This window comes from Paenibacillus sp. 10L310 (assembly GCF_056395745.1).
Genome location: NZ_JBFTKC010000079.1, coordinates 1 through 370, shown reverse-complemented (window position 1 = coordinate 370; position 370 = coordinate 1). Strand labels below are relative to the sequence as shown.

Sequence of the window (370 nt, the reverse complement as noted above, 5' to 3'; positions counted from 1 at the left end):
GTCCAAGCGGGCGCACCCCTGTCCCTGCGGCGGTATCGCCGGCTTGCCCATGCGCGGGCATTGTTGGCAGCGGCAGAAACCAAGCCATACTCGGAGGTGAAGCCATGACTGTCGGAAAGATTGAATCGGAGGGCTCTGCGGTGACCAGCACCCTTCCAGTGGTAGAGATCAGGTCCCTGGTGAAGTCGTTCTCCGGCCGGACTGTGTTGGACAACGTCGACTTCACAGTCAAGCCAGGAAATATCGTAAGCATCATCGGGCGAAGCGGCGGCGGGAAGACCACCTTGATGCGCTGCATCAACCTGCTTGAGAAACCCGACTCAGGTTTCATTACCCTGCAGGGCGAGCCTGTGTTCTCCAAGGACAAGAC

1 protein-coding gene is annotated in these 370 nt (G+C 59.2%); it reads left to right on the top strand.

Annotated elements, in window-relative coordinates:
* Positions 1–104 precede the first annotated feature (104 nt).
* A partial coding sequence (locus AC1DE7_RS31915) for an ATP-binding cassette domain-containing protein (protein WP_477535902.1) occupies positions 105–370 on the top strand: 266 nt, incomplete at its 3' end.